Origin of the sequence: Pseudomonas sp. HMSC063H08 (assembly GCF_001813645.1) — a bacterium.
In the GTDB taxonomy this organism is placed as follows: Bacteria; Pseudomonadota; Gammaproteobacteria; order Pseudomonadales; family Pseudomonadaceae; genus Pseudomonas; species Pseudomonas aeruginosa.
The window spans coordinates 59211-82894 of sequence record NZ_KV813460.1 but is presented as its reverse complement, the minus strand read 5'-3'; the positions used below and the strand labels follow the sequence as shown (position 1 = coordinate 82894).

Below are 23684 nucleotides of genomic sequence, written 5' to 3'. Positions count from 1 at the left end.
CCGCATGAGGCCGGCGCGCTGATCTGGTTCTATGAAGACTGGACGGCTGAGGACACGCGTGAGTACGTGACCGGCGAGACGGTGCAAGTAAAGCTGCTGAGCCGTACCAGCTCGGCGACGCTCGCAGAGAACCTGGCACCGGTCGACTCACTGCGAATGAACCAGCGCCAGGCGCGGCCCTATGCGCCAGGCCGCGTGCTTGTGTGCGGTGTTGCGTATCCGACTAAGACCTACGGTGTGCTGACCGTGTCTTGGGCGCACCGCAACCGGCTGCTGCAGGCCGACCAACTGGTTGACTCGTCTGCGAGCAGCATTTCGCTGGAGGCTGGCACGACATACACGCTGAGCATCTACAGCGGCACAAGCCTGAAGAAGTCGTACACCGGCCTCACCGGCACGACCTGGACTTACCCGGTCGAGGACGACATAGCGCACGGGCTGCTGCCGGTGCTGCACATCGTGCTGTTCAGCGTTCGCGACGGTCTGCAGAGCTGGCAGCAACACGACATCACAATCGAACGACACGGCCTTGGCTTCCGCCTCGGCGAGGAACTTGGAGGCGTAGCACAATGACTCTTTATATGGGACCGAATACCGGTCTGCTGATCAATGGCTTGCCGGGAGAAGGGCATTACAGCGATCTGATTCGGATGTGGCGCTGGGACGACTTCCTCCGCCAGCCGGTCGTCAAGGGGCGCGTCGCCTCGTTGCCCACAAGCGGCCAGGCCGAGGGCGACACTTACATTTTCACCGGCAGCGGCGCGAACCAGAACCGAATTGCACGCTGGTGGGCAACGGGTGCGACGACGCCCATTTGGGAGTACATGCCGCCACGACTGGGCTGGCGGGTGCAGGTTGCGAACGAGACGACGCCGAGCGGCCAGGTCAAGACCTACGAGTATTCCGGCAGCGCCTGGACTGAGCTGGTGGGCGGTATGTCGGACGCGCCTAGCGACGGAAAGGCATATGCCCGCGAAAGCGGCGCCTGGACTGAGCTGGGATCTGCCGCGAAGTCGGCACTCAACGTTCTGCCGTTCATGAACCTGATGCCCGACATGGGGCGCTTCGCGGGAACCGCAGCCAATCCGCTGAATACGATGTTCACAACGTCATGGACTCCAAGCACCTTCATCAATGGCTGGAACGGCGCGGCCCTCGCAGATGGGGGCAAGTTCTCGTTCGACAACAGCACGAACGGCGGGGCGGGGCCGGCGCTCAATGCGAGGGTACAGGCACTTCTCACGGCAATGGGCCGCACCTGGACATCGGTTTCAAGGTACGGCGTCGAGTTCTTCACCACCGTTCTGACGGCGGGATCGCAGACAACAACCGGCTCGGCCGGCGCGGATGGGGTTACGCGCTATCTGTGCTGCTCCAACGGCAGTAAGACAGTTTTCAACGCGGGCGCGTGGGCGACGGTGGTCATGTGGCTGCGAGTCGAAAGCGGCTCAGCTCATATCTCGTCGGCGCCTTATACGACCCATCGCCTTTGGATCAATGGCGCTGTTGCTGCTCCAGGGGTTGTGCTGCCGGCAGGCCAATGGGTGCATCTGCGATTCTCGATGCAGTCATATAACGGCTATGACAACGCGTGTCCGTACATCTACGCATCCGCAGGGGCTCAGATCGCGTTTGCATGCCCGGCGTGGTTCGGTGGCCTCGTCGATCCGGGTATCCACGTTGCACCCATCCTGACAATCAACGGAGCAAGCGCATGACCATGAAACGAGTTCTACTGAAAGGCGAGTTCTTCGCGGAATGGGATGGCACGCTGGACGAGGCCGCAGCACTCGCTGGCGTCCCGGTCGGCGACCTGGCGTTCCACCCGGATGATGTGCTCGCCGAGGTCAAGGAGCTACGCCGCCAGGCCTATCGCACCGAGTCTGACCCGCTGCGCCTGGAGGCCGAGTTTGACGCCATAGCCGCTGGTACCGAGCCGGACCTGGCGGCATGGGTCGCGGCCGTGCAGGCGATCAAGGCGCGGTATCCACTTCCCTCGGAGTAAAGAGAGGGCGCCTCGTAGGGGAGCGGCAACTCCCGTCCGAGGCGTCGACCAGCAGAGACAGCCTGCAAGCCAACCGAGGCCCTCCCACTCTCGCGAGAGCTGGGCGAGCCTAGCAAAACTGAAAAGGCTTTGCAGAGGATGAAAGACATACGTTGTGGCGGCTGTAACCGCCTGCTGGCCCGAGCCGGCCAATTCGATCAAATCCAAATCAAGTGTCCCCGATGCGGGACCTTGAATCACCTGAAGGCCGAGAGCCTCCTGATAGCGCCGCTGAGCGCCCCGTGCCGTCAGGAGGCATCATGTCCGCCCAACCCATCATCCCCTGGATAGGGGGCAAACGTCGGCTCGCCGATCGGATCTTCCAGTTGTTCCCACGCCACTCCTGCTATGTAGAGCCGTTCGCAGGAGGAGCTGCTCTGTTTTTCCTCCGCCCGGTGCCGGCAGAGGTTGAGGTTCTCAACGACGTCAACGGCGACTTGGTCAATCTGTACCGGGTCGTTCAGCACCACCTGGAGGAGTTCGTCCGTCAATTCAAATGGGCACTCAGTTCTCGCCAGGTATTCAAGTGGCTGCAGGAGACGCGCGTGGAGACCCTGACCGACATCCAACGCGCGGCCAGGTTCTACTACCTGCAGCAGAGTGCCTTCGGCGGGCGTGTGGATGGCCAAAGTTACGGAACGGCCACCACGCAACCGCCAGGCCTCAACCTGCTGCGGATCGAGGAGGCGCTCTCTGCCGCTCACCTGCGTCTGAGTAACACGTACATCGAGCATCTGACCTGGCAGGACTGCATGAAGCGCTACGACCGCGAGCACACGCTCTTCTACATGGACCCGCCATACTGGGAGACTGAGGGCTACGGCGTGCCGTTCGGCTTCGAGCAATACCTGGAGATGGCTGAGATGCTGAAGCGGTTGAAGGGGAAGGCAATCATCAGCCTGAACGACCATCCAGATATCCGACGCTGCTTTACCGACTATCACATCGAGGCGACGGACATCCGGTACACGGTCGGAGGTGGCAAGGGGAGTGACGCGCGGGAGGTTCTGATCTTCAGTTGGGATATCCAGGCGGAACCCGCCGGGCTATTCTGAAATTCCTTTTCCACCACTGAAAGACGAGCCGCGTTGGATTTATCGCGCAACAGGCCGATGAATTTCGCGCGGCGCTACAGCAAAATGCAAGGCATGTGCCGGCGCAAGGCCGACTCCCCGCATCCTCCACTATCCGGATAGCGTTCGCCGACTTTCCGGACAAAGCGTCCGCCGCAAGCGCCGCTCGAACCCGGAACGAGCCCTCCGCGAGGCCCTCGGCCGCTCCTCGGCGGCCGCACATTTTCGGGATGCGCATCGTCGACTAAGCGGATAGCCCGCCCCCGCTCGCGGCCGTTGAATGGGTCACCCATAACGACAACGCACAAGGGTGAGAACGCATGAACGCTAACCGCAGAAGCCTCGAACAGTGGCGCGACTATGTCGGCGGCTGCCTCGACTTCCGTCCCGAGGAAGGCATCTTCCGCATCGCCCGGGACATGTTCACCGAACCGGAGCTGTTCGACCTGGAGATGGAGCTGATCTTCGAAAAGAACTGGATCTACGCCTGCCACGAAAGCGAACTGGCCAGGCCCCACGACTTCGTCACCCTGCGCGCCGGACGCCAGCCGCTGATCGTCACCCGCGACGGCAACGGCCAGTTGCACGCGCTGGTCAACGCCTGCCAGCATCGCGGCGCGACCCTGGTGCGGGTCGGCAAGGGCAACCAGTCGACCTTCACCTGTCCGTTCCATGCCTGGTGCTACAAGAACGACGGCCGGCTGGTGAAGGTCAAGGCGCCGGGCGAATACCCGGAAGGCTTCGACAAGGCCACCCGTGGCCTGAAGAAAGCGCGCATCCAGAGCTACAGGGGATTCGTCTTCGTCAGCCTGGACGTCGCCGGCGAGGACGACCTGGTGGACTTCCTCGGCGACGCCCGGGTGTTCCTCGACATGCTGGTGGCGCAGTCTCCCAGCGGCGAGCTGGAAGTGTTGCCCGGCACCTCCACCTACACCTACGAAGGCAACTGGAAGCTGCAGAACGAGAATGGCCTGGACGGCTATCACGTCAGCACAGTGCACTACAACTACGTAGCCACCGTGCAGCACCGCCAGCAGGTCGAGGCCGAGCGTGGCGGCGTGGCCGCCACCCTTGACTACAGCAAGCTCGGCGCCGGCGACGCGGCCACCGACGACGGCTGGTTCTCCTTCGCCAACGGCCACAGCGTGCTCTTCAGCGAGATGCCCAACCCCGCCGTACGCCCCGGCTACGCCAGCGTGATGCCGCGGCTGGTGGCGGAATACGGCCAGGCCCGCGCCGAGTGGATGATGCATCGCCTGCGCAATCTCAATCTCTACCCCAGCCTGTTCGTCATCGACCAGATCAGCTCGCAGCTGCGCATCGTCCGCCCGCTGGCCTGGAACCGTACCGAGATCGTCAGCCAGTGCATCGGCGTCAAGGGCGAGTCGGACGCCGACCGGGAGAACCGGATCCGCCAGTTCGAGGACTTTTTCAACGTCTCCGGGATGGGCACGCCCGACGACCTGGTGGAGTTCCGCGAAGCCCAGCGTGGCTTCCAGGCCCGCCTGGAGCGCTGGAGCGACATCTCCCGCGGCCACGGCAAGTGGCTCGAAGGCGCGACGCCGAACAGCCAGGCGCTGGGTATCGCGCCGCTGCTGACCGGCACCGAGATCACCCACGAAGGCCTCTACGTCAACCAGCACGCGCATTGGCGGCGCTTCCTCCTCGACGGCCTGGAGCGCCTGGCCCTGCGCGCGAAGGAGGTGACCCCATGAACGCCGGACTGCAGTACCGCGTCGAACAGTTCCTCTACCGCCACGCCGAACTCTGCGATGCCCAGGACTGGGACGGCTACCTCGCGCAGTTCGACGAACAGTGCGAGTTCCACCTGCCGCAGTGGGAGTCCGAGCACCGCTACACCCGCGATCCGAAGCGCGAGATGTCGCTGATCTACTACCCCAGCCGTGCCGGCCTGGAAGACCGGGTGTTCCGTATCCGCACCGGCAAGGCCGCGTCCACCGTGCCGATGCCGCGCACCCTGCACCAGATCGGCAACGTGCGCATCGCCGAGGAAGGCGAAGGCCTGCTGCGAGTGCGGGTCAACTGGCAGACCCTGTTCCAGCGCCTGGACCAGACCGGCAGCTTCTTCGGCCATGCCACCTACCGCCTGAAACCCCATGGCGAGGCCTGGCTGATCGCGCGCAAGCACATCGTCCTGCTCAACGACCGGATCGACTCGGTCCTCGACTTCTACCACCTCTGAACGGCGGGCCCCGTCACGATGAATCACAAAGTCGCCCTCAGCTTCGCCGACGGCAAGACCCTGTTCCTGCCCGTCGGCCACGACGACCTGCTCCTCGACGCCGCCCTGCGCCACGGCATCAACCTGCCGCTGGACTGCCGCGAAGGGGTCTGCGGCACCTGCATGGGCCGCTGCGAGGCGGGCAGCTACAGCCTGGACTACGCCGACGAGGACACCCTCTCCGCCGCCGACCTGGAGCAGCGCAAGGTGCTCGCCTGCCAGACCCGGGTGCGCTCCGACGCGGCCTTCTACTTCGACTTCGCCTCGACCCTCTGCCACGCCGCCGCGGCCCAGGAGCACAGCGGCGTGGTGCGCGAACTGCGCCTGCTCTCCGAGGACACAGCGCTGCTCCGCCTCGACGCCGGCGCCGCGGGCCGCCAGTTGGACTTCCTGCCCGGCCAGTACGCGCGCCTGCAAGTACCCGGCAGCGACTGCCGGCGCGCCTACTCCTTCGCCAACCGGCCGAATCCGCAGAACCACCTGCAGTTCCTCATCCGCCTGCTCCCGGGCGGCGCCATGAGCGACTACCTGCGCCAAGGTTGCCGGGTCGGCGACGAGATCCGCTTCGAGGCGCCGCTGGGCACCTTCTACCTGCGTCAGGTGGAGCGCCCGTTGCTGCTGGTGGCCGGCGGCACCGGCCTGTCGGCGTTCCTCGGCATGCTCGACGAACTGGCCGAGCGCGGCTGCGAGCGGCCGGTGCATCTCTGCTACGGGGTACGCCGCGCCGCCGATCTCTGCGAATTGCAGCGGATCGCCGGCTACGCCGAGCGGCTTCCCGGCTTCCGCTTCGTCCCGGTGCTCAGCGAGGCGGACGCCGACTGGGACGGCCGGCGCGGCTACCTGCACGAGCATTTCGACGCCGCCCGCCTGCGCGACGAAGCTTTCGACCTCTACCTGTGCGGGCCGCCGCCGATGGTCGAGGCGGTCCGCCAGTGGCTGCGCGAGCGCTCCCTGGAGCATCTGCGGCTGTACCTGGAGAAGTTCACCGAAAGCGGCGACTGATGCGCTCAGCCGAGGTCGCCGCCAGCTACCGGCAGGGTCACGCCGGTGATGTAGGACGCCTCGTCGGAAGCGAGGAAAAGGATCGCCGCGACCTGCTCGTCGATGCTGCCGTAGCGCTTCATCAGGCTGCTGTCGAGGGTCTGCTCGACGATCTGTCGATACCAGCGCCGCTCCTCCTCGCTCTGCGCCGCGGCGTTGCGCGGAATCCTTCGCGGCGGCGCGTCGGTGCCGCCCGGCGCCACCGCGTTGACGCGGATGCCCTGGTCGGCGGTCTCGAACGCCAGGCAGGCGGTCAGCGCGTTCACCCCGCCCTTGGCGGCGCCATAGGGCACCCGGTTGACCCCGCGGGTGGCAACCGACGAGACGTTGACGATCGCCCCGCTACCCTGCCCCAGCATCGCCGGCAGCGCCGCGCGGCAACACCACAAGGTGGGCAGCAGCGAACGCCGCAGCTCGGCCTCGATCTCGTCCTCGGCGTAGTGCTGGTAGGGCTTCGCCCAGAGGGTGCCGCCGACGTTGTTGACCAGGATGTCCAGCCGGCCGAAACGCTCCAGGGTCCGCTCCAGTACCCGCTGGCATTCGGCATAGCGCTCCAGGTCGGCGGTCAGGCACAGGCAGGCGTCGCCGGCCAATTCGTGGACCAGCTCGGAGCGGTCCACCGCCACCACCCGCGCGCCTTCCTCCAGCAGGCGCCGGGCCACGCCCAGGCCGATGCCCTGGGCGGCGCCGCTGACCAGGGCGACCTTGTCGCGGAATCTGTCGTTCATGGGAAGCTCCTTGGCTCGCTCGGGTTCAGGCCGCGCTGGCGGCGAACTTTTCGTAGTAGAAATTCGCCGGGCGCACGCCCTGCTCGCGCAGGTAGCGCTCGACCGCCTCGACCATCGGCGGCGGCCCGCACAGGTAGATGTCGACGTCGCCCTCGTGCAGGTGCTGCGCGGCGATGTGCTCGGTCACGTAGCCCTTGCGCGGATAGTCGCTGTCGGCGCTGGCCACGCAGGCGCTCCAGGTGAAGCCGGGAATCCGTTCGGCGAACGCCTCCAGGCGCTCGAGCCCGACCAGGTCGACGTCGTGGGTCACCCCGTAGACCAGGTGCAGCGGGTGCGCGCTGCCCTGCTCGGCGATCCGTTCGAGCATCGCGGTGAACGGCGCCAGGCCGGTGCCGCCGGCCAACATCAGCAGTGGCCGGTGAATCTCGCGCAGGTAGAAACTGCCCAGCGGGCCGTCCATCGCCAGGCTGTCGCCGGCCCTGGCCGTGCCACTGAGGAAGCCGCTCATCAGCCCACCGGGGACGTTGCGGATCAGGAAGCTGACCTCGCCGTCCTTCGCCAGCGAGCTGAAGGAGTAGGCGCGGCGCTGCTCGCTGCCGGGCACCTGGAGGTTGACGTACTGCCCGGGCAGGAACGCCAGGCTGGCCAGCGCCTCGCCGCGCAGCGACAGGCCGATGGTGCTCGGCGACAGTTGCCGGACTTCGCTGATGCGCGCCTCGTAGCGCGCCTGGCCGGTCCTGCACAGGGTCGAGGACGCCGGCACGCGCAGCACGCAGTCGCTTTCGGCGCGCATCTGGCAGGTCAGCACGTAGCCGCGGGCGGCTTCCTCGGCGCTGAGGGCATCGTCGATGTAGTCCTGGCCCAGCGCATAGCGCCCGGCCTCGGCCAGGCACTTGCAGGTGCCGCAGGCGCCGTCGCGGCAGTCCAGGGGGATGTTGATGCCCTGGCGGTAGGCCGCGTCGGCCACGGTCTCGCCGGGCGCGGCATGGATGAAGCGGGTCACCCCGTCTTCGAAGTTGAGTGCGATCCGATGGTTCATGGCATGTCCCTCGACAGCCCGCCGGCGCGGGCGTCAGACGTGGTAGACGTCGATCAGCTGGCGAACGTAGTCGTTCTTCAGGATCACTTTCTTGGCCTTGATCAGCGGACTCTCGCCGCGTACGTCGAGGTCGTAGAAGGTGGTGCCGAAGTAGCTGTCGACGGTCTTGTAGCGATAGCTCAGGGTGTGCCAGTTGCAGCGCGCGCGGCAGATGCCGTCGTCCTCGCCGAGCAGTTCGATGTTGCTCAGGTTGTGCGAGGTGCGGGTGTCCGGCAGGGTCGCGCTGGAGCGCTCGGTGCGAATGCGGAATACCCGGTCCTCCAGGCCGCCGCGGTTGCCGTACCAGATCAGCGAGATTTCCCGCTGCGGGTCCTCGGTGAGCTGGTCGCGGTCGTCCCAGGACGGCATCCAGAAACTGGCGTCCGCGGCGTACAACGCCAGCCAGGCGTCCCAATCCTTGTCGTCGAGATAGCGCGCCTCGCGGTAGAGGAAATCGCGCAGGGCGTCGTAGCCCAGGCTCATGACGCCACCTCCCGCAGCGCCACGCGCTGCGTCCGTTCGCGTTCCAGGGCGGCGAGCAGCGCCTCCTGCCAGTAGCGATGCTGCAATACGAACAGCCCTTCGTCCTCGGTGCGCACGCCGCTCAGGCGCGGCCGCAGGTCGATGGCCGCGGCCGCCGCGTCGGCGCCCTCTATCCAGTGTTCGGCGCCGCGCGACAGGTCGTTCCAGCCGACCACGCTGCCCTGGTAGCCCTGCTGGCAGGAACGGAACTCCTCCAGGTCGTCCGGGGTGGCCATGCCGCTGACGTTGAAGAAGTCCTCGTACTGGCGGATGCGCCGGGCGCGCGCCTCGGCGCTCTCGCCTTTCGGCGCGATGCAGTAGATGGTGATTTCCGTGCGGTCCACCGACAGCGGCCGGGCGATGCGGATCTGCGAGCTGAACTGGTCCATCAGGTACACGTTGGGGTACAGGCAGAGGTTGCGCGAGTTCTCGATCATCCAGTCGGCGCGGGCCTCGCCGAAGTCGCGGGCAAGCTCGGCGCGGCGCTCGAAGGCCGGCCGGTCCTCGGGGTTGGCCCAGCGACTCCAGAGCAGCATGTGGCCATGCTCGAACGAGTAGAAGCCGCCGCCCTGCCGGGCCCAGCCGGCGGCGCTCATGGTCCGCGGCTGGTCCGCGGCGTCGCGTTGCTGGCGCTGGCTCTGGGTCGCCGCGTAGTTCCAGTGCACCGAACTGACGTGGTAGCCGTCGGCGCCGTTCTCGGCGGTAAGCTTCCAGTTGCCTTCGTAGACATAGCTGGAAGAGCCGCGCAGCACTTCGAGGCCTTCCGGCGACTGGTCGACGATCATGTCGATGATCTTCGCCGACTCGCCCAGGTGCTCGGCCAGCGGCCTGACATCGGGGTTGAGGCTGCCGAACAGGAAGCCACGGTAGGACTCGAAGCGCGCCACCCGGGTCAGGTCGTGCGAGCCCTCGCAGTTGAAGCCCTGCGGGTAGCCGGCCTCGGCCGGGTCCTTGACCTTGAGCAGCTTGCCGGAGTTGTTGAAGGTCCAGCCGTGGAACGGACAGGTATAGCTGCTGCGATTGCCGCTCTTGTGCCGGCAGAGCATCGCGCCACGGTGGCTGCAGGCGTTGATGAAGGCGTTGAGCTGGCCGTCGCGGTTGCGCGCGATGACGATCGACTGGCGGCCGATCTGGGTGGTCAGGTAGTCGTTGATTCCGGCAATCTGGCTTTCGTGGGCGAGATAGACCCAGTTGCCCTCGAAGATGTGCTTCATCTCCAGCTCGAACAGGCGTGGGTCGGTGAATATCTCCCGCTTGCAGCGGTAGACGCCGCGCTCGGGGTCTTCCTCGAGCAGAGAACGCAAGTAATCGCTACCCAGGGACATGGCCGGGGCCTCCGTTGTTATTGTTCAGGCCCGGTCAGGTTAGGTAGCGCGTGCTGCTGGGGATATCCGTTGCCTGCGGATCGCTGGCCGATTCCTGCACGCCGTGGCGGTCGGCGCTAGGCGCGCCGGCGCAGGGTTTCCGAAGGCAGCTCGCCGAACTGCCGGCGATATTGCTCGGCGAAGCGGCCGAGGTGGGCGAAACCGAAGTCCAGGGCCAGTTCGGTGAGGTTGCGTACCCGGCAGCCGGGGTCTTCCAGGCAGGCGCGGATGCGCTCCAGGCGCAGCCGGCGAATGTATTGCCGAGGGCTCTCGCCAAGCTGGCGCTCGAACAGCGCGTACAGCGAGCGAGTGCTCATGTGCGCCTGCTCGGCCAGCGCCGCGACCTCGATCTCGCTCTGCAGATGGCGGCGGATGTAGGCATCGAGGCGGGCGAAGACGACCTGCGCATCGCCGGGGTCCTCGCGGCTGACGTTGGTCTTCAGCAGGGTCAGCAGCTTGCTGCCGAGGATCTGCTCGAAGTGGCTGTCGACCCGCGCCAGCCGCTCGCCGGACTCGGCCTCGCGGCAGACCAGGGCGAGCAGGCCGACGAAGCCTTCCAGCTGGTCCAGGCGATAGCGATGTTCGAGGAAGCGCACGCCGCGCGCCGGATGGCTCCAGCGCTGCTCGGCGCAGATCGCTTCGAGCAGCGCGCAGGGCAGCTTGACGATGAATTTCTCGCAGTCCGCCGAATAGGTCAGGTCGACCGGATCGTCCGGGTTGATCAGCAACAGCTCGCCCGGCGCCAGGGCGTGTTCCTGCCCGCCGCCGCGCCACAGGCAGTGGCCGCGCAGGAGGATCTGCAGGTGGAAGATGCTTTCCAGCGCCGGCGAGGTGACCCGTACCGCCGCGCCGTAGCTGATCCGGCACAGGTCGAGGCTGGCGAAGGTGCGGTGGTCGAGGCTGGCTTGCGGCCTGCCGGCGGCCGGCAGGCGTATGCAGTGCGTACCGACGTGCCGGTTGACGTAGCCGGACACCGCATAGGGGTCGGCACGTTCGAACACCCGGCTGCGCTCGCTGAGCAAGGAGGCATTCATGGGCAGGACACTCAGGCTGCTATCGTTGTTGTTATCGTCGCGCGGCGCCAAGCGCCGGGCGCGGAACGTCCACCCACACTACGCAAGCCCTCCGCCGGCGACAATCCGGGCCGGCAATCGCGTGCGGTAATCGAACGGAATCCGTCCAACGGCCAACGAAAAAGGGCCGCCAGGGTTTCCCCTGCCGGCCCGCTTGCGCGCCCGCTTCAGCCGGCCGCCGGCGTCTCCTCGCGCGGTCCGGCGTCGCGCCCGTGGGTCCAGCGATAGAGCACCGGCAGCACCAGCAGGGTCAGCATGGTCGAGGACAGGATGCCGCCGATCACCACCGTCGCCAGCGGCCGCTGCACCTCGGCGCCGGTGCCGGTGGCCAGGGCCATCGGCACGAAACCGAGGGACGCCACCAGGGCGGTCATCAGTACCGGACGCAGGCGAGTGATGGCGCCCTCCCACACCGCCTGGTCGAGGCTGCGTCCTTCCTGCAACAGGTTGCGGATGAAGGAGATCATCACCAGGCCGTTGAGCACCGCCACCCCGGACAGGGCGATGAAACCCACCGCCGCCGAGATCGACAGCGGTATCCCGCGCAGCCACAGGGCCAGCACCCCGCCGGTGAGGGCGAAGGGGATGCCGGTGAACACCAGCAGGCCGTCCTTGACGTTGTTGAACATGGCGAAGAGCAAGGTGAACACCAGCAGCAGCGCCACCGGCACCACTACCTGCAAGCGCTTGGCGGCGGACTGCAACTGTTCGAACTGGCCGCCCCAGGTGGTCCAGTAGCCGGCCGGGATCTTCACCCCGTCCTGCAGCTTCTGTTGCGCTTCCAGCACGAACGAGCCGATGTCGCGACCGCGCACGTTGGCGCTGACCACGATGCGCCGCTTGCCGTTCTCCCGGCTGATCTGGTTCGGTCCCGGCGAGAGGTCGAGGCGCGCCACGTCCGACAGCGGGATGAAGTCGATCCGCGCCAGGTTGTTCGGCGGCAGCGGGATCAGCAGGTTGGACAGTGCCGGCAGGTCGGCGCGCAGGGTTTCCGGCAGGCGGATGACGATGTCGAAGCGGCGGTCGCCCTCGAACAGGGTACCGGCATTGCGTCCGCCGAGAGCGGTGGCCACGGTGTCCTGGATGTCGCCGACATTGAGGCCGAAGCGTGCCGCCTTGTCGCGGTCGATGTCCACCGTCAGCACCGGCAGGCCGGTGGTCTGCTCGACCTTCACCTCGGAGGCGCCGTCGATGCTTTGCAGCACCTTGGAGATCTTCTCCGCAGTGTCGTTGAGCACCTGCATGTCGTCGCCGAAGACCTTCACCGCGACGTCGCTGCGCACCCCGGAGATCAGTTCGTTGAAGCGCAACTGGATCGGCTGGGAGAACTCGTAGACGCTGCCCGGCACCTCAAGGGCCGCGGCCTGCAATTCTTCCAGCAGCGCCTCCCGCGACTTCTTCGGGTCCGGCCACTGGCTCTGCGGCTTGAGCATCACGTAGCTGTCGGAGGCGTTCGGCGGCATCAGGTCGGAGGCAATCTCGGCGGTCCCGGTGCGGGCGAAGACCCGCTCGATCTCCGGGAACTTGCCCATCAGCTTCTTCTCCAGGGTCTGCTGCATCTCGACCGACTGGGTCAGGCTGGTGCCCGGCACCCGCAGGCCCTGCATGGCGAAGTCGCCCTCGCTGAGGCTGGGAATGAACTCGCTGCCCATCCGCGAGGCCACCAGCCCGGTGAGCAGGATCGCGCCGAGGGCACCGCCGACCACCAGCGCGCGGTGTCCGAGCACCCAGCGCAGCGCCGGTTCGTAGGCCAGACGCGCGCGGCGCATGACGAAGTTCTCCTCCTCCTTGACCTTGCCGGTGATGAACAGCGCGATCGCCGCCGGGACGAAGGTCACCGAGAGGATCATCGCGCCAAGCAGCGCGGTGACCACGGTGAACGCCATCGGGTGGAACATCTTCCCCTCGACCCCGGTGAGGGCGAAGATCGGCAGGTACACCACCATGATGATGATCTGGCCGAAGATCAGCGCCCGGCGCGCCTCCCTGGACGCGGCGAAGACCTCGTGGAAACGTTCCGCGCGGGTCAGCTGGCGGCCGTGGTGGGCCTGGGCGTGGGCCAGGCGGCGGATGGCGTTCTCGACGATCACCACGGCGCCGTCGACGATGATGCCGAAGTCCAGCGCGCCGAGGCTCATCAGGTTGGCGCTGACCCTGTTGCCGACCATCCCGGTGAAGGTGAACAGCATCGACAGCGGGATGATGGTGGCGGTGATCAGCGCCGCGCGGATATTGCCGAGGAACAGGAAGAGCACCGCGATCACCAGCGCCGCGCCTTCCACCAGGTTCTTCTTCACCGTGGCCACGGCCTTGTCCACCAGGGTGGTGCGGTCGTAGACGGTGATCGCCTTGACTCCCTTGGGCAGGGTCCGGTTGATCTCCTCCAGGCGCTGGCCGACCGCCTGGGCCACTTCCCGGCTGTTCTCGCCGATCAGCATGAACACCGTGCCGAGCACCACTTCGCGGCCGTTCTCGGTGGCCGCGCCGGTGCGCAGCTCCTTGCCCAGGCCGACCTCGGCGACGTCGCGGATACGGATCGGCACGCCGTCGACGTTGGAAACGATGATCCCGCGGATATCGTCCATGTCCTTGACCTGGCCCGGCGCGCGGATCAGCAACTGCTCGCCGCGCCGCTCGATGTAGCCGGCGCCGACGTTCTCGTTGTTGCGCAGCACGGCGTTCTGCAGGTCGCCGAGGGTCAGCTTGTAGGCCGCGAGCTTCTTCGGATCCGGGGCGATGAGGAATTGCTTGGCGTAGCCGCCGATGGTGTTGATCTCGGCCACGCCCTTCACGTTGCGCAACTGCGGACGGATGATCCAGTCCTGGATGGTGCGCAGGTCGGTGGGCGTGTAGGCGCTGCCGTCCTCCTTGGTCGCGCCCTCCTCGGCCTCTACCGTCCACAGGTAGATCTCGCCGAGACCGGTGGAGATCGGCCCGAGGGTCGGCGAGATGTCTTCCGGCAGTTGCTCGCGCGCCGTGCTCAGGCGTTCGTTGACCTGCTGGCGGGCGAAGTAGATGTCGGTGCCTTCCTCGAAGATCACCGTCACCTGGGAAATCCCCGGCCGCGACAGCGAACGGGTTTCCTGCAAACCCGGCAGGCCGGCCATGACGGTCTCCACCGGGTAGGTGATCCGCTGCTCCACTTCCAGCGGCGAGTAGCCGGGGGCGGCGGTATTGATCTGCACCTGGACGTTGGTGATGTCCGGGACCGCGTCGATGGACAGCTTCTGGTAGCTGCCGATGCCGACCCCGGCCATCCCCAGCACCGCCAGCAGGACCAGCCAGCGTTGCTCGATGGCGAATTGGATGATGCGTTCGAACATGCGAAGACTCCTGGAGCGGGACTCAGTGACCGTGTTCCGCCGAGCCCTTGCCCAGTTCGGATTTGAGGATGAAGCTGCCGCTGGCGGCGACCTGGCTGCCGGCGCGCAGGCCCTCGAGGACCTCGACGCGCTGGCCGTCGCTGATGCCCAGCTTGACCGGCTGGACCACGAAGCCGTCGGCCACGCGGACGAACACCACGTCCTCGCCGTCGACGTTCTGCACCGCGCCGTCGGCGACCGTCAGGACTTCCTTGCGGGTCGCCTCGGCCACCTGCACGGAAACGAACAGGCCCGGGCGCCAGGTGCTCTCGGGGTTGCTCAGGGTGACCCGGGCGGTGGCCGCGCGGGTCTGCTCGCCGAGCAGGTCGCCGATGTAGGACACGGTGCCCTCCACCTCGCTATCCAGCGCCTGGGCGAGCACCTTGACCTTGCTGCCGACGCGGACCTGGCCGAGCAGTTGCGCGGGCACGTTGAAGGTGGCCCAGACCGAGGACAGGTCGGACAGGGTGAAGACGTTGGCGGTGCCGTCCACCGGCTCGCCCTGGGTCAGGTGCTTTTCCACCAGCACCCCGGCGAACGGCGCGCGCAGCTCGTAGCGGTTGCCGCCCTGCAGGCTGGGATTGCCGCCGAGCGCGGCGATCTTCGCCCGCGCGTTGTTCAGCGCGATCTCGGCTTCCTGCAAACCCTGGCGGGCGAGCAGGAATTCCTGCTCGGCGGAAATGCCCTCCTTCCACAGCTGCTGCTCGCGCTTGTAGGTGCTCTGCGCCAGGCTCAGGCGGCGCTGGGCGGCGGCGAATTCGCTGCGCTGGTCGGACAACTGCGGGCTGCTGATCACCGCCAGCAGCTCGCCCTGCTTCACCGCCTGGCCAAGATTGGCCGGCACGCTGTCGACGATCCCCGGCAGACGCGGGACGATATGCGCGGTGCGGTCCTCGTTGAAGCGGATCTCGCCGGGCAGCGAGACCACCTGGGCCAGGCTGATCGTCCGCGCCGTATCGAGGGTGATGCCGGCGGCCTCGATCTGCTCGGCATCCAGCTCCAGCTTGCCCTCCTCGCGGGTGAAGGCGAAGTCGTAGCCCTGCTTGCCGGCCATCAGCTTGAGGCGCGCGGTGAAGGCATGCGGCTCGGCGATCCCGGCATTGGCCACCAGGCCATCGCCGCTGGCCTTGAACAGCAGGTCCTCGACCTCGCCGGTGGCACGCTCGACGTCCGCGCCGAGGACCACCTCCTGCGGCGCCAGCGCCTTGCCGCCGCGCTCGACCCAGGCCTTGAGCGGGCTGCCGTCCTCCGGCACCAGCAGTTCCAGGGTCAGGTCGCCCTGGCGCAACAACATGCCGCCGCGCGGCCCGCTGCCCTCGCCCTCAGCGGCCGCTTCGCCGGCGCCGGCCGGCGCCTTGCCGCCCAGCTCCAGGTAGGCGCCGCCGCCCAGGCCGAGCAGTGCCAGTGCGGTCACCGCGATAATCGTCTTCTTGCCCATTCTGTTCTCCCGAACCGTTCGGGGGGCGCGCCGGCGGCCCGCCCCGGAAATCTCACTGGCCGAGGTGGCCGATGTCTTCGCCGAGCAGGCGCTCCATGCTCACCCGCGCCTGCGCCGCGGCGTCCAGCGCGCGCACGTACTGGGCACGGACGCCGACCAGGGTGCGCTGGGCGTCGAGCACGTCGAGGAAGTTGAACTTGCCCATCTCGAAGCCGCGGGTCATCGAGTCCAGCGCGCTCTGTGCGCCGGGCAGCAGGTCGCGACGGACCAGCGCCAGCTCCTGTTCCGAGGTGCGCAACTGGTCGTAGGCCTGTACCGCTTCGCTGCGCAGGCGCAGCAGGGTCGCGCGCTGTAGGTCGCGGGCCTGGTCGGCGCGGCTCTGGGCGGCGTAGATGTTGCCCTGGTTGCGGTCGAACAGCGGCAGCGGCATCGACAGGCCGATCAGGTTGACCCGTTCGCCACGTCCGTCGCGGGCGGTCTGGTCGTACTTGCTGCCGATGCTGACCGTCAGGTTGGGGATGCGCTGGCGCTTCTCCAGGTCGACCTGGGCCTCGCCGCGCGCTACCTCCTGGGCCGCCAGGCGCAGAGTCGGCGACTCGTCGAGATGGCGCAGCAAGGCGCCACGGGTGATGCTCGCCGGCACCGCGTCGAGCGCGCCGCCGACCCTGGCGAAGCCTGGCTGCGGCTCGTCCCAGGTGCTCGACAGCTGCACATAGGTGCGCTGCTGCTCCAGCTCCGCCTGGCTCAGGTCGAGCTGGGCGTTGTCCGCCAGGACCTGGGCGCGAACCCGTTCCACCGAGGAGATGCTGCCGGCCTTGACCCGTCGGTCGGCGGCCTGCAGCGCGCGCCTGGCCAGGTCCAGGGAGGTCTTCGCCAGGCGCACCCGCTCCTGCGCGGTCAGCGCCGCGTAGTAGGCGCCGCGGACCTGGGCGCGCAGTTCGGCGCGACGGACTTCCAGTTGGGTCCAGGCGATCTCGCTGCCGCGTTTCGCCACCTCCACCCGCGCACCGCGCTTGCCGCCCAGCTCCAGCGGCTGGGCGATGCTGACGCTGGTCTGGCGATTGCCCTGGCGGGTGTCCTCGACGCTCCAGGACAGATCCGGGTTGGGGATCAGCCCGGCCTGCTGCCGCGCGCCGCTGGCGATCTCGGTCTCGCGCCCCACCGCCGCCAGCTCGGGGTTGCTCCGCAGGGCCCGCTCCAACGCCTGCTCGAGGCTGATCGAAGTGCCGTTGAAACTCACCGGCGCCTCGTTCGCCAGGGCCGGCAGGCCCAGGCAGAGTCCCATCAGTAGCCAGCAGGCGCGTTTCCCCGCGCTGGCCAGTGGCCGAAGTATCGGCATGTTCCGCTCCTCGTCTGCTGATCGTCGTCGGCGACGGCGATCCATTACCGGCCCGGAACCACGCAACCGTTCATCGGCGATATCTCGCCGGCGATATTCGAAGTTGCACTTCCGGGATGCGGCAGATGTTAGGTAGCGGGGCTTATCGGCAAGGTGACGGAAGAATTACAAGTCGGTAATGAATATTCTCCACGGACAATTAGCGGTTACACTTCGGCAACCTTCGAAGAGACTGGCAATAGTTGGATGAAACATAGGGACAAAAGCAACATGCGCTTACAAAAGGCATTGCCCCTCACGCCCAGCGGTGCTTGCGCCGCGGACATTTCCAAAGTTCTCAGGCGGACTCCCGGGAGAACTACCCGGTCATTCGATAATTATCATCGAAGCAGCGCAACGATATGAAATTACATTTCCAGGATTCTATCCAGGCAACGCCCGCAATGTAACTTTATAGCAATGCACTTAAACATTTACTTGCAAATGAATCCATACTTTATATAGGGGCGAACATGCGCATCCTTATTATCGAAGATGAAGTCAAGACTGCCGACTACCTGCACCAGGGCCTGACCGAAAGCGGCTACATCGTCGACCGCGCCAACGATGGCATCGACGGCCTGCACATGGCCTTGCAACACCCTTACGAACTGGTGATCCTCGACGTCAACCTGCCCGGCATCGACGGCTGGGACCTGCTCCGCCGCCTGCGCGAACGCAGCAGCGCGCGGGTGATGATGCTCACCGGGCATGGCAGGCTGACCGACAAGGTGCGCGGCCTCGATCTCGGCGCCGACGACTTCATGGTCAAGCCGTTCCAGTTCCCCGAACTGCTGGCGCGGGTCCGCTCGCTGCTGCGCCGCCACGACCAGGCACCGATGCAGGACGTCCTGCGGGTCGCCGACCTGGAGCTAGACGCCAGCCGCCACCGGGCCTTCCGCGGCCGGGTGCGGATCAACCTGACGACCAAGGAGTTCGCCCTGCTGCACCTGCTGATGCGGCGCAACGGCGACGTCATCACCCGGACGCAGATCATCTCGCTGATCTGGGACATGAACTTCGACAACGACTCCAACGTGGTGGAAGTCGCCATCTGCCGCCTGCGGGCGAAGATCGACGACGGCTTCGACCTCAAGCTGATCCATACCATTCGCGGCGTCGGCTACGTCCTGGAAGCGCGCCGATGACGCCACCAGGCCGACTGTCGCTGCGCCTGGCCCTGCTGGTCGGCGCCCTCGGCGCGCTGCTGGCCCTGGCGCTCGGCGCGATGGCGCACTGGAACCTCGGCCGCGAGCTGGAAGCCCGCGAGCGGGAAAACCTGCAATTGAAGCTGGAGCAGATCCGCCACAGCCTGGAGGACGATCTCGACCTGCGCAGCGACCCGGCCGTACAGGCGCATGCCCTGCAGGACCAACTGGTGGCTCACAGCGGCCTGCACCTGAGCATTCTCGACAGCCGCAGCGGCCAGCCGCTGATGAGCTTCGGCGACCAGGCCGCGGCCAGCGTCGCGGCCAACCGCGCGCTTCTCGCCCGCTTGCAGGCGGATGCCCGCCAGCCGGTGTTCCAGAGCTGGAGCACCGGCAACGACCAGCGCCTGCTGAGCATCGGCGCTTCCATGCGCATGAAGAACGGCACCCCGGTACAGGTGTTGCTGAGCAGCGAGCGCAACGCCGACGAGCGCCTGCTCGACGGTTTCCTCCGCGCCACCCTGCTGGCCCTGCCCTTCCTCCTGCCACTGATCGCCCTGGCCGCCTGGTGGGTGGTGCGTGCCGGCCTCGAACCGTTGAACCGCTTCCGCCGGGTGGCCGCCCAGGTCAGCCCGCAGGATCTCTCCTACCGCATCCCCGAGCAGAACCTGCCGCGCGAGCTGGACAGCCTGGCCCGCAGCTTCAACCACATGCTCGGCCGCCTCGAGGATGGCGTACGCCAGCTCTCGCAGTTTTCCGACGACCTGGCCCACGAACTGCGCGCGCCGATCTGCAACCTGCTGGTGCGCAACCAGGTGCTGCTCAGCCAGCATCGCGACAGCGCGGCATACCGCGAAGCCCTGGAGTCCAATGCCGAGGAACTGGAGCGGCTGTCGCGGATCGTCACCGACATGCTGTTCCTGGTGCAGGTGGACAACCCGGCGATCCAGGCCCAGTTCGGCTGCGTCGCCCTGCACGAGCAGGCGGCCAAGGTCATCGACCTGTACGAGATGGTCGCCGAGGACAAGGGCGTCGAACTGCGCCTGTCCGGCAGCGGCTTCGCCCACGGCGACAACCTGATGATCCAGCGCGCCATTTCCAACCTGGTGTCCAACGCCGTGCGCCACACCCCGCAAGGCGGGCGCATCGACGTGCGGATCGGGGAGCGCGCGGGGCACACCGAGGTGAGGGTCAGCAACGACGGCCCGGGCATCCCACCGGAGTACCTGCCGCACCTGTTCGAGCGCTTCTACCGCCGCGCCGGACGCCAGACTGGAGCCCAGGCCGGCACCGGCCTGGGACTGGCCATCGTGCAATCGATCATGGCCTACCACGGCGGCCGCGCCGAAGCGGAAAGCGTACCGCAGCAGAAGACCCACCTGCGCCTGCTGTTCCCTTCGACGGGCGCTGCCTGACGCCGGTTTCAGCAACCGGCGCGGCGCCGCCACAGCCGGTACTCGCCGCAGAAACCGGCGAGGAACAGCGCCAGGCCGAGCGCCAGCAGGGTCCAGGGCGTCCGCAGCGGGGCGCGCTGGAGCGGCGGATCGCCGTGCAGCAGGACGAAGCATTGCAGCAGCGCCCAGAACATCGCGGCGACGCCGCCAAGCATGGCCAGGCGGCACAACCAGCCGAGCCAGTAGCCTCGGCGCGAGGGCTTTTCCGGAAACTTCCCCGACACGTATTCACCTCCACATCCGCCGCCGCACTCTAGCCGAGACGCGGACGGCGGTGTGTCATGCAAGCGCAATAGCGGGGAAAGGCATTCGTCAGGAACAGGCAGCGAGAAGAACTCAGGGCGAAGGCGGCAGGCCCTCCTCGACCCGGCCGAGCCGCTCGTCGGTCCGCTCGATGTCGGCGCTGTCCCAGCCGCCGCCCATTGCCGCGATCAACTGGACGCTGGCGGTCAGGCGGCTGCCGAGCAGGGTCAGCACGGTGCGTTCGTTGCTCAGCGCGGTGGCCTGGTTGGTGACCACGTCGGTGTAGTCGACGGTGCCGGCCTTGTACTGGTTCTCGGCCAGGCGCAGTGCCTCGCGGGCCGACTCCAGGGCTTCGCGCTGCACCCCGCTCTCCTCGTCGAGGACGCTCAATTGCACCAGGTAGTCCTCCACCTCGCGGAAACCGTCGAGCACGGTCTGCCGGTAGGTCGCCACGGTCTGGTCGTAGGTCGCCTCGGCCTGGTCCACCTGGGAGCCGATCAGGCCGCCGTCGAACAGGGTCATGGCGAACTGCGGGCCGATCGACCAGAAGCGGTTCGGCGTGCTGATCCAGTTGCTCAGGCTGCCGCTGCGGTAGCCGCCGGCGGCGCTCAGGGTGAGGTCGGGGAAATAGGCGGCCTTGGCCACGCCGATCTGGGCATTGGCGGAAATCACCTTGCGTTCCGCCGAGGCGATGTCCGGCCGTCGTTCGAGCAATTGCGACGGCACCACTGCCGGCAGGTCCGGCAGCTTCGGCACGCTCGCCACCGGCGGCAGGTTGAATTGCGCCGGCGGCAGGCCGACCAGCACGGCGATGGCGTGCTCCAGCTGGGCGCGCTGGTACTTCAGGTCGATGGCCTGGGCCTGGGTGCTTTTCAGCTGGGTGCGGGCCTGGGCCACGTCGGCCCTGGTGACGATGCCGGCGCGGTATTTGTTCTCGGCCACCTTCAGCGAACGCTCGTAGGCCGTCACCGTGTCGTTGAGCAGGCGGATCTGTTCGTCCATCACCCGCAGTTGCAGGTAGTTCTGCGCCAGTTGCGACTGCTGGCTGAGGCGCACCGCGGCGAGGTCGGCGGCGCTGGCATGCAGGCTCGCCTGGTTGGCCTCCAGTTGCCGGCGCAGCTTGCCCCAGAGGTCGACCTCCCAGCTGACACTGAGGTTGGTCGAGTAGCTGGTACTGATCGCGCCAGAGCCGCCGCTGCTCACCGTCGAGCCTCCCGGCAGCAACACGGTGCTATCGCCGCCGCCCTGGCCGCTGCGGGTCTTGCCCACGTTGCCGGTGATCGACGGGAAGAACGCGGCTCGCGCGCCGCGCACCAGCGCCTCGGCCTGGCGGAACTGCGCCACCGACTGGGCCAGGGTCTGGTTGGAACGTTCCAGGTGCATCTGCAGGTCGTTCAGGGTCTGGTCGCCGTACAGCTCCCACCAGGCGCCGCGCTGGAACACGTCGCGCGGCTCGGCGCGGCGCCAGCCTTCGGCTTCCTTGAATTCGGCGGGCACCGCCAGGTCCGGTCGCTGGTAGTCGGGGCCGATGGCGCAGCCGCCGAGGGCGGCGACCAGGGCCAGGGCGAGCAACGAGGGGGTGTGTTTCATAGGGGTGTCTCCAGCGCACCGTCCGTGCGTACGCCGCGTTTCTGGTTGACCCAGTGGCGCAGGCGGTCGAGATAGAGGTAGACCACCGGGGTGGTGTACAGGGTCAGCAACTGGCTGCCGATCAGCCCGCCGACGATGGTGATGCCCAGCGGCCGGCGCAACGCGGCGTCGCCGCCGATGCCGAAGATCAGCGGCAAGGCGCCGAGCAAGGCGGCCAGGGTGGTCATCATGATCGGCCGGAAGCGCATCATGCAGGCCTCGAGGATCGCCTCGCGCGGGCTCAGGCCGTGGTTGCGCTCGGCCTCCAGGGCGAAGTCGATCATCATGATCGCGTTCTTCTTGACGATGCCGATCAGCAGGATGATGCCGATCAGCGCGATCAGGCTCAGCTCGCTGCGGCAGAGGATCAGCGCGAGCAGCGCGCCGACCCCGGCCGAAGGCAGGGTCGAGAGGATGGTCAGCGGGTGCACGTAGCTCTCGTAGAGGATGCCGAGGACGATGTACACCGCCAGCAGCGCCAGGAGGATCAGCCAGGGCATCTGGTTCTGCGTGTCCTGCACCGCGCCGGCGTTGCCCTCGAAGCTGGTCTGCACGTCCACCGGGATGTGCAGCGGCTCCAGGGCCTGCATGATGGCCTCGCGGGTCGGGCCGATCTGCGCGCCCGGCGCCAGGTTGAAGGACAGCGTGGTGGCGGCGAACTGGCCCTGGTGGTTGACCTCCAGCGGTGCCCGGCTCGGTTCGTAGTGGCTGAACGCGGACAGCGGCACGCGCTGGCCGTCGTTACCGATCACCTGGACCTGGCGGAGGATCTCCGGGCTCTGCTGGTACTGCTGGTCGACCTCCATCACCACCCGGTACTGGTTCAGCGGGTTGAAGATGGTCGACACCTGGCGCTGGCCGAAGGAGTCGTTGAGCACCGCGTCGACCATTTCCACGTTGATCCCCAGGGTCGCCGCACGGTCGCGGTCGATCACCAGGCGGGTCTGCACGCCCTTGTCCTGGGAGTCGCTGTTGACGTCCACCAGCTGCGGCAGCTTGCGCATCGCCGCCTCGACCTTCGGCGCCCATTCGCGGAGCAGGGTCAGGTCGTCGCTGCGCAGGGTGAATTCGTACTGCGCGTTGCTGTCGCGGCCGCCCAGGCGCACGTCCTGGCCGGCATTGAGATAGAGCGCCGCGCCGGGCACCTTGGCGATCCGCTCGCGCAGCCGGGTGAGGACCTTCTCCACCGGGTCGCGTTCGCCGATCGGCTTGAGGGTGACGAAGAACGAACCGGTGTTGCTCGACTGCCAGCGGCCGCCGCCGATGAAGCCGACCACGTTTTCCACCGCCGGATCGGAAGAGAGGATCTTGCGGTACTCGCCCATCTTCGCGCTCAGGGACTGGAACGAGATGCTCTGGTCGGCCACCGCGTAGCCGCGCAGGCGCCCGGAGTCCTGCTGCGGGAGGAAGCCCTTGGGCACCACCACGAACAACCAGAGGTTCATGGCGATGCAGGCCAGCATGATCACCACCATCAGCCGCGAGTGCTCCAGCGCCCAGCCCAGGCTGGCGCGGTAGCGCAGCATGAAGGCGGCGAAGAAGCGATCGCTGCGCCGCGCCAGGGAGGCGCCCTCGGGCCGTTTCAGCGGACGCAGCAGACGCGCGCAGAGCATCGGCGTGAGGGTCAGGGATACCACCAGGGACACCAGGATCGCCGCCGAGAGAGTCACCGCGAACTCGCGGAACAACCGCCCGGTGAGGCCGCCCATGAGCAGCAGCGGGATGAACACCGCGACCAGCGAGAGCGTCATCGACAACACGGTGAAACCGACCTGGCGGGCGCCGGTGATCGCCGCCTGGATCGGCGGATCGCCCTCCTCGATGCGTCGGGCGATGTTCTCCACCACCACGATGGCGTCGTCCACCA

At 67.2% G+C, this 23684-nt stretch carries 19 protein-coding genes and 2 pseudogenes; 10 read left to right on the top strand and 11 right to left on the bottom strand.

Features of this window, described 5'->3' with window-relative positions; all coding sequences use genetic code 11:
* From HMPREF2924_RS16390 to antC, 8 genes and pseudogenes are all read left to right on the top strand, one after another.
* Positions 1-573 (top strand): annotated as a pseudogene (locus HMPREF2924_RS16390) (hypothetical protein); the annotation flags it as partial.
* On the top strand, positions 570-1718 hold the full coding sequence (locus tag HMPREF2924_RS16385; protein WP_003094288.1) for a hypothetical protein: 1149 nt from the start codon (positions 570-572) through the stop codon (positions 1716-1718). The pseudogene HMPREF2924_RS16390 and the gene HMPREF2924_RS16385, both read left to right, overlap by 4 nt.
* Positions 1715-2005 carry a hypothetical protein gene (locus HMPREF2924_RS16380; RefSeq protein ID WP_070700574.1) on the top strand — a complete coding sequence of 97 codons (291 nt, stop codon included), beginning with the start codon at positions 1715-1717 and terminating at the stop codon, positions 2003-2005. Before HMPREF2924_RS16385 ends, HMPREF2924_RS16380 begins: the two co-directional genes overlap by 4 nt.
* Positions 2006-2143: 138 nt before the next feature.
* Positions 2144-2335: a Com family DNA-binding transcriptional regulator gene (locus tag HMPREF2924_RS34440; protein ID WP_071534095.1), complete on the top strand. Its 192-nt coding sequence runs from the start codon at positions 2144-2146 to the stop codon at positions 2333-2335.
* Positions 2305-3099 (top strand): DNA adenine methylase, encoded by a 795-nt coding sequence (locus HMPREF2924_RS16375; protein WP_003094291.1) that lies wholly within the window; start codon positions 2305-2307, stop codon positions 3097-3099. The genes HMPREF2924_RS34440 and HMPREF2924_RS16375 overlap by 31 nt, the downstream gene beginning before the upstream one ends.
* Positions 3100-3437: 338 nt before the next feature.
* Positions 3438-4832, top strand: coding sequence for an anthranilate 1,2-dioxygenase large subunit (gene antA / locus HMPREF2924_RS16370; RefSeq protein WP_003131297.1), 1395 nt, complete (start codon positions 3438-3440; stop codon positions 4830-4832).
* Positions 4829-5320, top strand: coding sequence for an anthranilate 1,2-dioxygenase small subunit (gene antB, locus HMPREF2924_RS16365; RefSeq protein ID WP_003131295.1), 492 nt, complete (start codon positions 4829-4831; stop codon positions 5318-5320). Before antA ends, antB begins: the two co-directional genes overlap by 4 nt.
* An 18-nt stretch (positions 5321-5338) precedes the next feature.
* The gene (gene antC, locus HMPREF2924_RS16360) at positions 5339-6361 is read left to right on the top strand and encodes an anthranilate 1,2-dioxygenase electron transfer component AntC (RefSeq protein WP_003131294.1); all 1023 of its coding nucleotides are present in this window, start codon (positions 5339-5341) and stop codon (positions 6359-6361) included.
* A gap of 5 nt (positions 6362-6366) precedes the next feature.
* On the opposite strand, the gene HMPREF2924_RS16355 is transcribed toward antC, so the two are convergent.
* From HMPREF2924_RS16355 to HMPREF2924_RS16320, 8 genes are all read right to left on the bottom strand, one after another.
* Positions 6367-7128, bottom strand: coding sequence for a 1,6-dihydroxycyclohexa-2,4-diene-1-carboxylate dehydrogenase (locus HMPREF2924_RS16355; protein WP_003113313.1), 762 nt, complete (start codon positions 7126-7128; stop codon positions 6367-6369).
* A 25-nt stretch (positions 7129-7153) separates the two neighbouring features.
* A complete protein-coding gene (gene benC / locus HMPREF2924_RS16350; RefSeq protein WP_003109537.1) occupies positions 7154-8167 on the bottom strand; it encodes a benzoate 1,2-dioxygenase electron transfer component BenC in 1014 nt (337 codons plus the stop codon).
* A gap of 33 nt (positions 8168-8200) precedes the next feature.
* Complete coding sequence (benB, locus tag HMPREF2924_RS16345; protein WP_003120077.1) at positions 8201-8689, bottom strand: benzoate 1,2-dioxygenase small subunit; 489 nt, start codon at positions 8687-8689, stop codon at positions 8201-8203.
* On the bottom strand, positions 8686-10053 hold the full coding sequence (gene benA, locus HMPREF2924_RS16340) for a benzoate 1,2-dioxygenase large subunit (protein WP_023094702.1): 1368 nt from the start codon (positions 10051-10053) through the stop codon (positions 8686-8688). The genes benB and benA overlap by 4 nt, the downstream gene beginning before the upstream one ends.
* Before the next feature lie 116 nt (positions 10054-10169).
* The gene (locus tag HMPREF2924_RS16335) at positions 10170-11126 is read right to left on the bottom strand and encodes an AraC family transcriptional regulator (RefSeq protein ID WP_003109534.1); all 957 of its coding nucleotides are present in this window, start codon (positions 11124-11126) and stop codon (positions 10170-10172) included.
* 206 nt (positions 11127-11332) lie between these two features.
* Positions 11333-14488 carry an efflux RND transporter permease subunit gene (locus tag HMPREF2924_RS16330; protein ID WP_003131290.1) on the bottom strand — a complete coding sequence of 1052 codons (3156 nt, stop codon included), beginning with the start codon at positions 14486-14488 and terminating at the stop codon, positions 11333-11335.
* Positions 14489-14510: 22 nt separating this feature from the next.
* Complete coding sequence (locus HMPREF2924_RS16325; protein WP_003109532.1) at positions 14511-15965, bottom strand: efflux RND transporter periplasmic adaptor subunit; 1455 nt, start codon at positions 15963-15965, stop codon at positions 14511-14513.
* A 52-nt stretch (positions 15966-16017) separates the two neighbouring features.
* Positions 16018-17304, bottom strand: a complete 1287-nt coding sequence (locus HMPREF2924_RS16320) for a TolC family protein (RefSeq protein WP_003113317.1) — start codon at positions 17302-17304, stop codon at positions 16018-16020.
* Positions 17305-17816: 512 nt separating this feature from the next.
* Here HMPREF2924_RS16320 and HMPREF2924_RS16315 point away from each other — a divergent pair.
* Positions 17817-18491, top strand: a complete 675-nt coding sequence (locus tag HMPREF2924_RS16315; protein ID WP_003089900.1) for a heavy metal response regulator transcription factor — start codon at positions 17817-17819, stop codon at positions 18489-18491.
* Complete coding sequence (locus tag HMPREF2924_RS16310) at positions 18488-19906, top strand: sensor histidine kinase (RefSeq protein ID WP_003089902.1); 1419 nt, start codon at positions 18488-18490, stop codon at positions 19904-19906. The genes HMPREF2924_RS16315 and HMPREF2924_RS16310 overlap by 4 nt, the downstream gene beginning before the upstream one ends.
* Positions 19907-19914: 8 nt before the next feature.
* On the opposite strand, the gene HMPREF2924_RS16305 is transcribed toward HMPREF2924_RS16310, so the two are convergent.
* The 3 genes and pseudogenes from HMPREF2924_RS16305 to muxC all read right to left on the bottom strand — a co-directional run.
* Positions 19915-20169 (bottom strand): hypothetical protein, encoded by a 255-nt coding sequence (locus HMPREF2924_RS16305; RefSeq protein ID WP_003111752.1) that lies wholly within the window; start codon positions 20167-20169, stop codon positions 19915-19917.
* 112 nt (positions 20170-20281) lie between these two features.
* Positions 20282-21778 (bottom strand): multidrug efflux RND transporter outer membrane subunit OpmB, encoded by a 1497-nt coding sequence (opmB, locus tag HMPREF2924_RS16300; protein ID WP_003089909.1) that lies wholly within the window; start codon positions 21776-21778, stop codon positions 20282-20284.
* Positions 21775-23684: pseudogene (muxC, locus tag HMPREF2924_RS16295) on the bottom strand (multidrug efflux RND transporter permease subunit MuxC); the annotation flags it as partial. The pseudogene muxC and the gene opmB, both read right to left, overlap by 4 nt.

Excerpts from the sequence above, each read along its gene's own strand:
- HMPREF2924_RS34440 (WP_071534095.1), top strand. The coding sequence starts at position 2,144 with ATGAAAGACATACGTTGTGGCGGCTGTAACCGCCTGCTGGCCCGAGCC.
- HMPREF2924_RS16335 (WP_003109534.1), bottom strand. The coding sequence starts at position 11,126 with ATGAATGCCTCCTTGCTCAGCGAGCGCAGCCGGGTGTTCGAACGTGCC.
- HMPREF2924_RS16330 (WP_003131290.1), bottom strand. The coding sequence starts at position 14,488 with ATGTTCGAACGCATCATCCAATTCGCCATCGAGCAACGCTGGCTGGTC.
- HMPREF2924_RS16310 (WP_003089902.1), top strand. The coding sequence starts at position 18,488 with ATGACGCCACCAGGCCGACTGTCGCTGCGCCTGGCCCTGCTGGTCGGC.
- HMPREF2924_RS16355 (WP_003113313.1), bottom strand. The coding sequence starts at position 7,128 with ATGAACGACAGATTCCGCGACAAGGTCGCCCTGGTCAGCGGCGCCGCC.
- HMPREF2924_RS16320 (WP_003113317.1), bottom strand. The coding sequence starts at position 17,304 with ATGCCGATACTTCGGCCACTGGCCAGCGCGGGGAAACGCGCCTGCTGG.
- HMPREF2924_RS16325 (WP_003109532.1), bottom strand. The coding sequence starts at position 15,965 with ATGGGCAAGAAGACGATTATCGCGGTGACCGCACTGGCACTGCTCGGC.
- benA (WP_023094702.1), bottom strand. The coding sequence starts at position 10,053 with ATGTCCCTGGGTAGCGATTACTTGCGTTCTCTGCTCGAGGAAGACCCC.
- HMPREF2924_RS16380 (WP_070700574.1), top strand. The coding sequence starts at position 1,715 with ATGACCATGAAACGAGTTCTACTGAAAGGCGAGTTCTTCGCGGAATGG.
- HMPREF2924_RS16375 (WP_003094291.1), top strand. The coding sequence starts at position 2,305 with ATGTCCGCCCAACCCATCATCCCCTGGATAGGGGGCAAACGTCGGCTC.
- opmB (WP_003089909.1), bottom strand. The coding sequence starts at position 21,778 with ATGAAACACACCCCCTCGTTGCTCGCCCTGGCCCTGGTCGCCGCCCTC.
- benB (WP_003120077.1), bottom strand. The coding sequence starts at position 8,689 with ATGAGCCTGGGCTACGACGCCCTGCGCGATTTCCTCTACCGCGAGGCG.
- HMPREF2924_RS16385 (WP_003094288.1), top strand. The coding sequence starts at position 570 with ATGACTCTTTATATGGGACCGAATACCGGTCTGCTGATCAATGGCTTG.
- antB (WP_003131295.1), top strand. The coding sequence starts at position 4,829 with ATGAACGCCGGACTGCAGTACCGCGTCGAACAGTTCCTCTACCGCCAC.
- HMPREF2924_RS16315 (WP_003089900.1), top strand. The coding sequence starts at position 17,817 with ATGCGCATCCTTATTATCGAAGATGAAGTCAAGACTGCCGACTACCTG.
- antA (WP_003131297.1), top strand. The coding sequence starts at position 3,438 with ATGAACGCTAACCGCAGAAGCCTCGAACAGTGGCGCGACTATGTCGGC.
- antC (WP_003131294.1), top strand. The coding sequence starts at position 5,339 with ATGAATCACAAAGTCGCCCTCAGCTTCGCCGACGGCAAGACCCTGTTC.
- benC (WP_003109537.1), bottom strand. The coding sequence starts at position 8,167 with ATGAACCATCGGATCGCACTCAACTTCGAAGACGGGGTGACCCGCTTC.